This window comes from Aminobacter sp. GW821-FHT11F06, assembly GCF_058808215.1.
Map to the genome: position 1 here is coordinate 673,181 of NZ_JBXARL010000001.1, position 12,766 is coordinate 685,946.

Genomic DNA, 12,766 nt, shown 5'->3' on the forward strand with positions numbered 1-12,766 from the left:
ACCCGATGAGTTCGCAAGCGAAGTGTTAAGCACTGTGGCAGGAAACCGCTGGCCGAACGACCAGCGCCGAAGCTGCGCCTCAGAGCCCTTCGCTGGCGGCCTCGGCAAGGCGGGCGGCATAACGTGCCATGGTGTCGATCTCCAGATTGACCCGATCTCCGACCTTGCGCTCGCCCCAGGTCGTCACCTGCAGGGAATGATGGATCAGCAACACGTCGAAGCGCGTGCCCTCGACCTTGTTGACCGTCAGCGACGTGCCGTCGAGTGCGACGGAGCCCTTGGGCGCAATGAATTTGGCCAGCTCGCGCGGCGCTTCCAGGCGGAAGCGTACCGCCTCGCCCTCGTCTTCGCGCGCCACGATCTCGGCCATGCCGTCGACATGGCCTGAAACGATATGACCGCCAAGCTCGTCGCCGATCTTGAGAGCGCGTTCGAGATTTATCCTGCGACCGGACGCCCAGTCGCTCGCCGTGGTCAGGCGCAGTGCCTCTTCCCAGGCCTCGACCTCGAACCAGCGGGCGTTCGAGGTGGCTTCAGGGAGGGTTACCACCGTCAGGCAGACGCCGGAGCAGGAAATCGACGCACCGATGTCGATCGTCTTGGGATCATATGCCGTGTCGATGCGCAGGCGCACACCCTGGTCGAGCTGTGCTGCAGACGCGACTGTACCCACGTCGGTAACGATACCGGTAAACATCAAATTTCCCTTATCCATTCAGCGAAGCTGTCCTCGCCGAAGCGCGCTTCGCGCACCAGCTCGAACCCTGCCGGTATATGGTCGCGCCCGATAGGGGCTGCAATGCCGTCGGTTCCAATCGCTTCGGGTCCGTAAAACAGTGCGATCCGGTCGACGAGGCCCTCCTCGAGAAAGGCGCGCGCTGTGTCGGCGCCACCTTCGACGATGATGCGCGACATGCCGTGATTGCCCAGATCCTCGAGCAGCTCAGGCAGCGCCACGCGCCCGTCATAGGTCTCGGTCGCCAGGAACTTCACGCCGGCGCGCTCCAGCTCCGCCTTGTTTACCGTATGGATTTCCGAACAGGCGGCGACAAGCACCGGCACATCATGGGCCGAGCGCGCGAGCTTCGAGGTTGCCGGCAACCGGGCCAGCCTGTCGAGCACGATACGCGCCGGCGACCGCGCCCTCAGCCCCGGCAAACGCACGGTCAGCTCGGGATCGTCAGCAAGCGCGGTACCGATACCGATCAGGATCGCATCGGTTTCGGCGCGCATGATGTGAACCTGACGGCGAGCGATCTCACCGGTGATCTCGATCTGGCCCTGGCCGCGCCGGCCGATCATGCCATCGGCGGAAAGCGCAAGCTTCAGAATCACTTCCGGGCGCTTCCTCACCGAGCGATTCATGTAGCCGGCGAGCTGGTTGGAAGCCTCGCGGGCAAGCACGCCTTCCTTAACCTCAACGCCGGCGTCTCGGAGGATCGCATAACCCTTGCCTGATACACGCGGGTCCGGGTCGCTGGCGGCCCCCACAACACGCACGACGCCGGCGGTGACCAGCGCGTTGGCGCAAGGCGGGGTGCGGCCGTGATGAGCGCAGGGCTCGAGCGTGACATAGGCGGTGGCGCCGCGCGCCAGATCGCCCGCTTCGGCCAGGGCCTCGGCTTCGGCATGCGGGCGTCCGCCGATGGCGGTGACACCGCGCCCGACAATGACAGGGCCATAACCGTCGTCGCGGACAATGAGCGTGCCGACCGCCGGATTGGTCGAGGTCAGCCCGAGATGTTTTCGCGACAGCCTGAGGGCTGCTGCCATGAAACGATGGTCAATCCTGTCCTGCCTGGATGCGTCGTTGACCATTGCTCAGCTGGCTTCCTCGTCGCCCTTGAGCTCGCCCAGTACTTCGTGGAAATCCTTGGCCTCGCGGAAATTGCGGTAGACAGAGGCGAAGCGGACATAGGCGACATCGTCGAGCGACTTGAGCGCCTCCATGACCAGCCGGCCGATCTCGCCGGAAGGGATTTCGCTTTCGCCGGAGCTTTCGAGCTGGCGGACGATGCCTGTCACCGCGCGCTCGATGCGTTCTGGATCGACATTGCGCTTGCGCACCGCGATCTCGACCGAGCGGGCAAGCTTGTCGCGGTCGAACGGCACCTTGCGGCCGGACTTCTTGAGAACCACGAGGTCGCGAAGCTGGACGCGCTCGAACGTGGTGAAGCGGCCGCCGCAAACCGGGCAGATGCGCCGGCGGCGGATCGCAGCCCCGTCCTCGGCCGGACGGGAGTCCTTCACCTGCGTGTCTTCAGACTGGCAATATGGGCAACGCATCGTTCAGCCTTGTCATTCGAATCCTCGACCGTGAAAGGCTTAACCCATCGGCCCGGAAATCTAAACCATGATCCCAAGATGCGGAGACCGCATTTGGATGATCACGCCCGGCCGAAAAGCAAAAACCCCACCCCTTACATGTAGGGATGGGGTTTCCATGTTTCAGGGGATAGCTCGGCGCCCTCCCCGGCTCGGTGCTTAGCCGAGGTAAGGATAGAGCGGGAAGCGTTCGGTCATGCTGACGACCTTCTGCTTGACCGCCGCCTCGACGGCAGCGTTGCCCTCGTCGGAATTGGCGACCTTGAGGCCGTCCAGCACCTCGGTGATCAGCGTGCCGATCTCACGGAACTCGGCCTCGCCGAAGCCGCGGGTCGTGCCTGCCGGGGTGCCGAGACGGACGCCCGAGGTGACGAAGGGCTTTTCCGGGTCGAAAGGAATGCCGTTCTTGTTGCAGGTGATGTTGGCACGTCCAAGGGCTGCCTCGGCGCGCTTGCCGGTGGCGTTCTTGGGGCGCAGGTCGACAAGCATCAGATGGTTGTCGGTGCCGCCGGAGACGATGTCGAGGCCGGTGTCCTTGAGGCTCGCGGCCAGCGCCTTGGCGTTGGCGACGACATTTGCCGCATAGGTCTTGAACTCGGGCTTCAGCGCTTCGCCGAAGGCGACTGCCTTGGCGGCGATGACATGCATCAGCGGGCCGCCCTGCAAGCCCGGGAACACAGCCGAGTTCATCTTCTTGGAAATGTCCTCGTCATTGGTGAGGATCATGCCGCCGCGCGGGCCGCGCAGCGACTTGTGCGTGGTGGTGGTGACGACATGGGCGTGCGGCAGCGGCGACGGATGCACGCCACCGGCAACCAGTCCGGCGATGTGGGCCATATCGACCATCAGATAGGCGCCGACTTCATCGGCGATCTCGCGGAAGCGCTTCCAGTCCCAGATGCGGGAATAGGCAGTGCCGCCGGCAAGGATCAGCTTCGGCTTGTTTTCGCGGGCAAGGCGCGCGACCTCGTCCATGTCGAGCAGATTGTCGTCCTTGCGAACGCCGTAGGAGACGACCTTGAACCACTTGCCGGACATGTTGACCGGCGAGCCGTGGGTCAGGTGACCGCCCGAATTCAGGTCGAGGCCCATGAAGGTGTCGCCCGGCTGCAGCAGCGCCAGGAACACGGCCTGGTTCATCTGGCTGCCGGAATTGGGCTGGACGTTGGCGAACTTGCAGTCGAACAGCTTCTTGGCGCGTTCGATGGCGAGCTCTTCGGCAACGTCGACGAACTGGCAGCCGCCATAATAGCGCTTGCCCGGATAACCCTCGGCATATTTGTTGGTCATGATCGAGCCCTGCGCCTCGAGAACGGCGCGGGAAACGATGTTTTCCGAGGCGATCAGCTCGATCTCGTGGCGCTGGCGGCCAAGCTCATTGCGGATCGAGCCGAAGATTTCCGGATCGGCCTCCGACAGTGGGGTTCCAAAGAAGGATTCGAGGTGTTTCGAAGCGGCCATTGCGGAAGATCCTTTAGTCCGGAGGGCATCGGGGAGGTTCGGCGGGCCATTAACACACTTGCCCCAGCGTCGCCACGTTTGCGGCGCGAAATTTCGTTGTCGCTTTGCGCCAAAGGGCGGCCCAAACGAAAAAGGCCGCCCCGAAGGACGGCCTTTTCAAAATGATTGTGGCTGGCTCAGAGCGCAGAAGTGATCTGCAGCTCCTGAACACCGTCGAGGCCATAGATATCGTCGCGGAACTGGGCGACGCCGTCGCCAGTCGACCATGCCGAGACATAGGTGAAATAGACCGGCACCGGGTTGGTGACCGCAATGGGCGTGTTCTCGCCCGACTTGATCGCCTGTTCAAAGTGCTGGCGGCTCCAGCCTGGCGTATCGCGCAGGATCCAGGTGACAAGGTCGCGCACGTTCTGGACGCGCACGCAGCCCGACGAATCGAAGCGCATCATCTTGCCGAACAGACTCTGCTGCGGCGTGTCGTGCATGTACACGCCATCGGGGCTCGGGAAGTTGATCTTGACCGAGGCCATCGCATTGTTGGCGCCGGGATCCTGGCGGAAGCGATATTTCGCCGCCTCTTCCGTCGACCAGTCGACATTCAGCGGATCGACTTCGCTGCCATCGGGCGCAAACAGGCGAATCTTGCTGTCGGCCAGATAGTTCGGGTTCTTGCGCATCAGCGGGATGATGTCCTTGCGGACGATCGACACCGGCGCGTTCCAGTAGGGGTTGACGACGATCTCGTTGATCTTCGAATTGACGATGGGCGACTGGCGGTCGACCTTGCCGACGATAGCGGTGTGGCGCAGCACGATGCGATCGTTTTCGACGGCTTCGACCTGCGCTGCCGGAATGTTGACGTTCACATAGCGGTTGCCGAGCTTACCCGCCTGCGCCTGGATGCGGGCGAGATTGGTCTGGAGCTGGCCAAGACGAACCTGGGCGGAGATGTTCATCGCCGCGTAGGTGTACTTGCCCATGACGCCGTCGGACGGCAATCCATGTCGGGCCTGGAAGCGATTGAGCGCTGCATCGACATAGGTGTCGAAGGATTGGGAAAGACCGGCGCGCGGCGACAGGTCGCCAGAAACCATCAGGCGCTTGCGCAGCACCACGACATCGGGATCCTCGTCGCCAAGCTTAAGCTTCTTGTTCGCCGGCACGACCGGCCAGCCACCCTGAGCGACGATATTCTGATACTGGCCAATCGCCTGCTGGACAAAAGAAGCCGTCTGCGGCGAAAAGATCGGCAACGTCGAGACGACCTTGGCGCCCTGCGTCACACGCGCATCGAACTGATCGTCCCAATTGCCGCGACGCGACGAACCAAGCACCTCGCCGACAACATCCTGGGCGCTGGCGGCACCTGATATGGCAGCCACGGCGACCGCGCCGGCACCGGTGAGAAAGAAACGGCGGCTAGTTTTCATGGACGTTCCAGACATATTCGCGCAACCAAACCCGGCAGGAGATCTCCCGCGACGATATGACGACCATACTTAACAATTAGCCAACCATAACCCGGCATCACTAAGGCGTGAAACGCACTTCATCGCACGGGTTGCTGACGGCCGAACAGGCAGATCTGGCACATCACAGTTTTTCGATAGTCATCCGAATATGGCGGCAACATGGCTGTGTCGCCTTCTATTGCCTCGCCGGGCGTTGAAAAAGGAAGAGCCGGTGCATTTCTGCAACCGGCTCTGCGACTGGAGGTCGGTCCTTGGGAAGATAGGAATAGGGCAGTTAGGCAGGAGCGCAGTCAGGATTTGGAGCATGGCGCTACGGTCGCGCCGACCCATTGCCCTACTGCCTAACTGCCCTATTCCCCTTCCCCGCAGGCTTACATGCGATAGGCGATGGTGTCGTTCCAGAAGCGGTCGAGGCGCTGCAGAGCGCGGTTCATCTGCTTGAACTCGTCGGTGTTGATGCCGCCGACATGCTCGATCGAGCCGACATGGCGGTCATAGAGGCCGGCCACGACCTCGGCCACGTCCTGGCCCTTGGGCGTCAGGCTGACACGGACCGAGCGACGGTCGATGCGCGAACGCTGGTGGTTGATGAAGCCAAGCTCGACAAGCTTCTTGAGATTGTAAGAGACGTTCGAGCCGAGATAGTAGCCGCGTGAGCGCAATTCACCGGCGGTCAGTTCCGCATTGCCGATGTTGAACAGCAGCAATGCCTGGATCGCATTGATGTCGCTGCGGCCGTTGCGGTCGAACTCATCCTTGATAACATCAAGCAGACGGCGATGAAGTCTTTCGACCAGCTGCAGGGATTCCATGTAAAGCGAACGGATCGCTTCGTTACGGTCCTCGGAAACCATGGCGGGCTTAGCCACCTGACGCGAGTTGATCATTGTCTTTGCCTCTCTGTTGTCGCCTGGTGACTTTTTTGTTTGATGTCACCTTGATCGCGAACTTATCGAATACCCATAAAATTCGACTTAAACGTCAGGCTTAACAAGGGCTTACCAGGCACTGGTTTCGAAAGAGGGTTAATGAAAGCCCTTCCGAGTAAGAATAATTAACCTTGTATTTTATGGGATGGCCCGCAACGCCCTGAAAGCGTTGGCTACTGGGCTGCGCGGCGTCTTTTGAGGTGCAAGACGATCCGGAAGGCCGCGTAAATCAATGCCACCGAAATATGGGCGGCGACGATAAGCGGTCGGCTGCCGAACATATTGGGGAAGCCTGCATACATAATAATTTCGGTCGCAGCGCAAATGAACCAGATGACCGGCCCCCACGACGACAGCATCCACAGGCCGATGGCGGCGAAGGGGAAGAAGGCTGACAACGTCACCGCGGCGACCTGCCAATGAATGGGCATCAGGTCGAAGCGCCAGAGCGGGCCGTCATAAACGCCGATGAGGCGAATCCAGTAGAGGATGCCGAACAACAGGCAATAGGCAGCCACCACGCGCAGGAACAAGGCAAAGGCATTCTCTATCGCGGAGGGGTGCATCTCGCGCAGGCGGCTTGCATTGTCATTCACAGGGCGAGTTCCCTGTCGCCGAGCGTTTCGAAATAGCGATCGATATCGGCCGGGTCGACATCGGCGAGCCGCGCCGGTTGCCATTGAGGCGTCGAGCCCTTGTCGATCAGCACCGCGCGGATGCCCTCGTAGAAGTCGCGGCCGGCGAGCATGCGGTTCAGGATGCGGAACTCCATGCGCATGCAATCGTCCATCGACATGGTCAGCCCGGCTTTGACCTGGCGGAAGGCGACGGACAGGCTGGTTGGCGAACGGGTCAGAATGGTCGCGAGCGTCTTGGCTGCGAATTCGCTCGTATCGGCTTCGAGGCTTTCGATGACATCGGCAAGGGTGGGCATGGAAAAATGCAGCGCGATGGCTTCGAGCGTGGCGCGGTCGGTCTCACGCTTGGCCGGTTGGAAAAAGTTGCGCAGGACCGCTTCCGACTCACCGGTCTCGCAAAGACGTTCCAGAAGCCCGATCTGCCCGTCCGCCGAAATCGTGTGCGTCGCCAGACCCGACCAAAGCGCGTCGCCATAGCGAATGCGGTTTCCAGTCAATGCCAGATACATGCCGAAATAACCGCCGAGGTCGGGCAGCAGGTGGCTGCCGCCGACATCGGGGAAAAATCCGATACCGACTTCGGGCATGGCGAACTGCGCGTTTTCGGTCAGCACACGATGCGAGCCATGGAACGAGAGTCCAACGCCGCCGCCCATGACGATGCCGTCAATGAGTGAGATGTAAGGTTTGGGAAACCGCGCGATCTGCGCATTCAGCCGGTATTCGTCAGCGAAGAAATCGACAGACGGATTGCCGAGGCGGCCCGCCTCATAGACCTTCAAGATGTCGCCGCCGGCACAAAACGCCCTGCCCTCGGCCTTCAGGACAACCAGTGCCACGTCGCGGTCCACCTGCCATGCGGTGAGTGCCCGAGACAACGCCAGGACCATCTTGTGGGTCAGCGCGTTCAGCGCCTGCGGCCGCGTCAGCGTGACGATGCCGGCTGCTCCGGAGCGCTCGAAGCGGATTTCGTCGTCGCCGCCAAAGTCGATATCCACGAGATTCCCTCACATTCAGGCTGAGTGTGCAGAGCTAATGTGGAGTGCCGGGGTGCGTCAATGCCGCAGGGCTCATCCTGCATCTTGGTCTTGGGCAAACCGGCATGCTAAAAACTGCACAATTGCCGGAGACGACCGATGAACAAGTTTACCCCAGCCAAGCCAGCCAGCGCGCGCAGCGTCGACGAAATCACCGGCAGCCGCCGCCTGCGCCGCATGCGCAAGGCCGACTGGTCGCGTCGCCTGGTGCAGGAAAACCACCTGAGCGTCGATGATCTGATCTGGCCGATCTTCATCATCGACGGCGAGAATCGCCAAGAGATCATCCCGGCGATGCCCGGCGTGTTCCGCATGTCCGTCGATCTCGCCGTCAAGGAAGCCGAGCGCGCGGCAAAACTCGGCATCCCGGCGATCGCCACCTTTCCGAATGTCGAAATGGGTCTGCGCGACCAGACCGGCGCGCATATCCTCGACCCCGACAATTTGATCAACCGCACCACCCGCGCCATCAAGGCGGCGGTGCCGGAGATCGGCATCATCACCGACGTCGCGCTCGACCCGTTCACCAGCCATGGCCATGACGGCATCTTGCGCGACGGCATCATCGTCAATGACGAGACGGTCGCCCAGGTGGCAGCTGCAGCTGTGCTTCAGGCAGCGGCAGGTTCCGACATCATCGCGCCATCCGACATGATGGACGGCCGCATCGGCGCCATCCGCGACGCGCTCGACGACAATGGCTTCCAGGACGTGGCGATCATGTCTTATGCGACAAAATTCGCCTCAGCCTTCTATGGTCCCTATCGCGAGGCGATCGGCACGCAAGGCCTGCTCAAGGGCGACAAGAAGACCTACTACATCGACCATGCCAATTCCGACGAAGCGGTGCGCGAGGCCGAACAGGATCTGGCCGAGGGCGCCGACATGCTGATGGTCAAGCCCGGCCTGCCCTATCTCGACATCATCCACCGGCTGAAGCAGGAATTCCGCGTGCCGACCTTCGCCTATCAGGTGTCGGGCGAATATTCGATGATCAAGGCCGCAGGCGCCAATGGCTGGATCGACGGCGAAAAGGCGATGCTGGAAAGCCTGCTCGCCTTCAAGCGCGCTGGTTGCGACGGCATCCTGACCTATTTCGCGCCTGAAGTGGCGCAGATTCTGAAGGGCTGAGGCGGCGCCTACTCCCCGATAGCATTTTTGCCGGTCGCGCCAGAATTCTTGAATCCGGCGCTGCAATTCCCATTTATTTTCCTGCGCGGGCAATCTCGCCCGCCATAGAGGATACAATGACCGCACGCGTACTGGACGGCGAAATCATCACCAACAGGCTTGAGGATACGCGCGCCTATGACGGTGTACGCACGCGCCGCATCCTGGCGTTCCTGATCGACTATCTCATCGTCGGCCTTTTGATGATCCCCTTCGCCATCATCATCCTGTTTCTCGGCATCCTGACGCTCGGCCTCGGCTGGGCGCTATTCGGCATCCTGTTTCCCGCGGTTGCCCTGCTCTATATCTGGACGACGCTCGGCGGGCCGAATCAGGCGACAACCGGCATGCGCATGATGGGCATCCGGCTCGACCGCCTCGACGGTCGGCCGGTGGACGGCATGCTGGCGGTTGTTCACTCGGTGCTGTTTTGGGCCGGCAACGTGGTTTTGACGCCGTTGGTGCTGCTGGTGACGCTGTTTTCCGACCGCAAGCGTACGCTGCACGACCTCCTGCTCGGCACCGTCGTCAGCCGCAGCGATAGCTGAAATTGCCATTCGGCGAGTCAAAACGGCCAGTTGCGCCAAAATGTGAAGGCAAAGAATCCACTTGCCTTCACATTCATGTTGAAATTTTCGCCGGTAGCGCCAAGCTAGGGGACATTGATTGGGAGTCTTCCTGACGCTCGATGACGCAGCATCCGACCCACTCTCCCCAATTTTTCCTGACGGCGCCGTCTCCATGCCCCTATCTTGAGGGGCAGTTCGAGCGGAAGGTCTTCACCCACCTCGTGGGCGACAAGGCGCCGGAGATGAACGACCTGTTGACCCAGGGCGGCTTCCGACGCTCGCAAAACATCGCTTATCGGCCGGCTTGCGAAACCTGCAGGGCGTGCGTCTCGGTCCGCATCCTGGCCCAGGAATTCAAGGCCACGCGCAACATGCGCCGGGTGATCGAGCGCAACTCCGACCTCGTCGGCGCCATGCACGACGCCGAGCCTTCGACCGAGCAATATTCACTGTTCCGTTCCTATCTCGATGCCCGCCACCGCAAGGGCGGCATGTCCGACATGACGGTGCTCGACTATGCCATGATGGTCGAAGACACCCATGTCGACACCAAGGTGATCGAATATCGCCGGCGCGGTCCTGATACCTTCATCACCGGCCAAGGCCAGGGCGAGCTGATGGCGGTGGCGCTGACCGACAAGATGTCGGACGGGCTGTCGATGGTTTATTCCTACTACAATCCGGAAATGGACGAGCGGTCGCTTGGCACTTACATGATCCTCGATCATATTGCCCGCGCGCGCGCCATGGGCCTGCCCCACGTCTATCTTGGCTACTGGGTCAACGGCTCGCGCAAGATGAACTATAAGGTACGCTTCACACCTCAGGAACATCTCGGCATGAAAGGCTGGGAGCGTTTCGAAGGCAACATCTGAGCCCGTCCGGCCCGTTTTCCACGCTGCCGTCCGACATCTGGCAGGGAAAATCGTGGCAAACACTCAATCGAACCACTCCAGGGGATTGTTGCTGACCGGCCTCGGCGGGCTGGCGCTGACTGTCGACATTCCGCTGATCAAGCTTGCCGACGGCAACAACTGGTCGATCCTGCTGATGCGCAGCGGCGTGACGTTCGTTGCGGCCATCGTCATCTGGCTGGTCTGGCGCTCGTTCAGCCGCAATGCGCCGCAACTTATCCCAGGACGCGCCGGCCTGGTGGTTGCCGGCCTCTACGGCCTCGGCTCGATCGCCTTCATCACCGCCGTCTACAACACCTCTACGGCCAATCTGGTGTTCATCCTGGCCTTCAACACAGTGTTCGCGGCCGTGCTTTCGTGGATATTCCTCAGGGAAAGGCCACGACCAGCGACCATGCTTGCCATGCTGGCGATGGTCGGGGGCGTGCTCATCATCGTTGGCGGCTCGATCGGCACTGGACATCTGTTCGGCGACCTGATGGCGGTATGCTCGGCCTTTTGCATCGCCTCGGCCATCACCATTTCGCGCTCAAGCGGCAAGGACATGGGCTTCACAGCCCTCGTCGGCGTCCTCCTTCCCTGCCTGGTCGCTGCCTTCATGGTTTCCAAAACCGGCTTCAAGGTCGAAGCGCCGTGGTGGATCATCTTCAACGGCGCGGTGATCATGCCGATCTCGTTCTTCTGCCTCGCCAACGGCCCCAAATACATTTCCGGGCCGGAAGTCGCGATGTTCTACCTGCTCGAGACGGTGCTGGCGCCGATCTGGGTATGGATGATCTTCGCCGAGGTGCCGACCCGCAACAGCCTGATCGGCGGTGCGATCCTCATCGTCACGCTCGTCGCCCACTCGGCCTGGCAACTCGCCGAAGGCCGCAAGCGGCGGGCAAGTGCCGCCGTTCAACAGGCTGTGTAAGCGCCGGTTCGGTATTATCCGGCCTTTGTTCGCTTGGACGACAGGTCCTCTCGGGAGGCCTCGATGGCGCGCGGTGTGTCGCCTTCGGCCAGTACATTGGCACCGATCATCGCCGCCTCGTCGTTCAGCTCGATCTCGCGGATCCACTCGCGCCAGATGGCGACAAGCAGCGCCATCAGCACCGGGCCGATGAACAGGCCCAGAAAGCCCATCGTCTTGACGCCGCCGATAAGGCCGAAAAAGGTCGGCAGGAACGGCAGCTTGATCGGTCCACCGACGAGCTTGGGACGCAGCGTCTTGTCGACGATGAAGAGTTCGATCGAACCCCAGGCGAACAGGGCGATACCGGCAACCGGCGAGCCGCTGGCAACCAGATAGACCGAGACCAGGCTAAACGACAAAGGCGCGCCGCCGGGGATCAGCGCCATGAAGCCGGTCAGCACGCCGAGCGTCACCGGCGACGGCACACCGGCGAGCCAATAAGCGACGCCAAGCACCACGCCTTCGCCGATGGCAATCAGCGTCATGCCGGTGACTGTGGCGCTGATGGTCTTGGGCACGACCCGCGAGATGCGCTCCCAGCGCATCGGCAGGATGCGTTCACCTAGGCTGTCAAGCTGGGCAACGAAGGACTCACCGTCGCGGTAGGTGAAAAACAGGGCAATCAGCATGAACAGCAGCGTCAGAACGATGCCGAAGGCGCTGCCACCGGCAGCAAGCACGCCGCGATAGATGCTACCTATATTGGCGCCGCTGACGAGTTGGATCAGTTCGCCGATCGCCCCGGGGTGGCCGACATAGTGGGCCCACTGTTCGTTCAGCCACTCGCCGACGACGGGAAGGTTCAATATCCAACCGGGAGTCGGCGCGCCATGGCGATTGGTCTCCACAGCCCAGCCAACCCATTCGCGGATCTCGTTGACGGTGTAGGTCGCGGCAAACGAGATCGGCACGACGAGGAAGGCGATGATGAAGAGCAGCGCCAGCGTGGCGCCAATGGTCCTGTTGCCGTCGACTGCCGTCAAAAGCCTACGATAGAGCGGCCAACTGGCAAAGGCGATGACGAGCGCTGCCAGCACCGGCACCAGGAAGCCATGAAAGAAATAGATTCCCGCCGCAACGATCAGCACGAGCAGCCAGCGCGCCGCCGAAAGCGGCGGCACCAAAGCGGCACGCATCGGCTGGGACGGGCCGAACAGCCTCGGCTCTCGCTCCGGTTTGCGGGGATTGGTCACGTTCAAAGGCCTAAATCTCCTCGGCCCTGAAATGGACCCGTGTTAACGCCCGGCGCTGGCTTCGTAGCCGGTGGGGAGATCATAGAGGCTAATGCGATGCCGC

The 12,766-nt window shown here is 61.6% G+C and carries 13 protein-coding genes; 4 read left to right on the forward strand and 9 right to left on the reverse strand.

Features of this window, described 5'->3' with window-relative positions; all coding sequences use genetic code 11:
* Window positions 1-79 precede the first annotated feature (79 nt).
* The 8 genes from AC1RTB_RS03330 to AC1RTB_RS03365 form a co-directional block, all read right to left on the reverse strand.
* Window positions 80-697: a riboflavin synthase gene (locus AC1RTB_RS03330; protein WP_492880437.1), complete on the reverse strand. Its 618-nt coding sequence runs from the start codon at window positions 695-697 to the stop codon at window positions 80-82.
* Entirely contained in the window at window positions 697-1,818 is a 1,122-nt protein-coding gene (ribD, locus tag AC1RTB_RS03335; RefSeq protein ID WP_492880438.1) for a bifunctional diaminohydroxyphosphoribosylaminopyrimidine deaminase/5-amino-6-(5-phosphoribosylamino)uracil reductase RibD, read from the reverse strand. Before ribD ends, AC1RTB_RS03330 begins: the two co-directional genes overlap by 1 nt.
* A 3-nt stretch (window positions 1,819-1,821) precedes the next feature.
* On the reverse strand, window positions 1,822-2,286 hold the full coding sequence (gene nrdR, locus AC1RTB_RS03340) for a transcriptional regulator NrdR (RefSeq protein ID WP_109576858.1): 465 nt from the start codon (window positions 2,284-2,286) through the stop codon (window positions 1,822-1,824).
* A 198-nt stretch (window positions 2,287-2,484) separates the two neighbouring features.
* A complete protein-coding gene (gene glyA / locus AC1RTB_RS03345; protein WP_492880439.1) occupies window positions 2,485-3,786 on the reverse strand; it encodes a serine hydroxymethyltransferase in 1,302 nt (433 codons plus the stop codon).
* A 176-nt stretch (window positions 3,787-3,962) separates the two neighbouring features.
* A complete protein-coding gene (locus AC1RTB_RS03350; RefSeq protein ID WP_492880440.1) occupies window positions 3,963-5,216 on the reverse strand; it encodes a L,D-transpeptidase family protein in 1,254 nt (417 codons plus the stop codon).
* A gap of 413 nt (window positions 5,217-5,629) precedes the next feature.
* Window positions 5,630-6,145 carry a transcriptional regulator LdtR gene (ldtR, locus tag AC1RTB_RS03355; protein WP_109576855.1) on the reverse strand — a complete coding sequence of 172 codons (516 nt, stop codon included), beginning with the start codon at window positions 6,143-6,145 and terminating at the stop codon, window positions 5,630-5,632.
* Window positions 6,146-6,360: 215 nt separating this feature from the next.
* Window positions 6,361-6,783 carry a DUF6163 family protein gene (locus AC1RTB_RS03360; RefSeq protein WP_492880441.1) on the reverse strand — a complete coding sequence of 141 codons (423 nt, stop codon included), beginning with the start codon at window positions 6,781-6,783 and terminating at the stop codon, window positions 6,361-6,363.
* Window positions 6,780-7,817, reverse strand: coding sequence for an enoyl-CoA hydratase/isomerase family protein (locus AC1RTB_RS03365; protein WP_492880644.1), 1,038 nt, complete (start codon window positions 7,815-7,817; stop codon window positions 6,780-6,782). The genes AC1RTB_RS03360 and AC1RTB_RS03365 overlap by 4 nt, the downstream gene beginning before the upstream one ends.
* A gap of 144 nt (window positions 7,818-7,961) precedes the next feature.
* Between AC1RTB_RS03365 and hemB the strand changes: the two genes are divergently transcribed.
* From hemB to AC1RTB_RS03385, 4 genes are all read left to right on the forward strand, one after another.
* Entirely contained in the window at window positions 7,962-8,993 is a 1,032-nt protein-coding gene (gene hemB, locus AC1RTB_RS03370; RefSeq protein ID WP_492880442.1) for a porphobilinogen synthase, read from the forward strand.
* A gap of 116 nt (window positions 8,994-9,109) precedes the next feature.
* Window positions 9,110-9,580 (forward strand): RDD family protein, encoded by a 471-nt coding sequence (locus AC1RTB_RS03375; RefSeq protein ID WP_492880443.1) that lies wholly within the window; start codon window positions 9,110-9,112, stop codon window positions 9,578-9,580.
* Window positions 9,581-9,720: 140 nt separating this feature from the next.
* Window positions 9,721-10,476, forward strand: coding sequence for an arginyltransferase (locus AC1RTB_RS03380; RefSeq protein WP_492880444.1), 756 nt, complete (start codon window positions 9,721-9,723; stop codon window positions 10,474-10,476).
* A gap of 52 nt (window positions 10,477-10,528) precedes the next feature.
* Window positions 10,529-11,428, forward strand: a complete 900-nt coding sequence (locus AC1RTB_RS03385) for a DMT family transporter (protein WP_492880445.1) — start codon at window positions 10,529-10,531, stop codon at window positions 11,426-11,428.
* Between the two features lie 14 nt (window positions 11,429-11,442).
* Here the strand turns inward: AC1RTB_RS03385 and AC1RTB_RS03390 are convergent, their stop codons facing one another.
* Window positions 11,443-12,669 (reverse strand): AI-2E family transporter, encoded by a 1,227-nt coding sequence (locus tag AC1RTB_RS03390; RefSeq protein ID WP_492880446.1) that lies wholly within the window; start codon window positions 12,667-12,669, stop codon window positions 11,443-11,445.
* Window positions 12,670-12,766 lie beyond the last annotated feature (97 nt).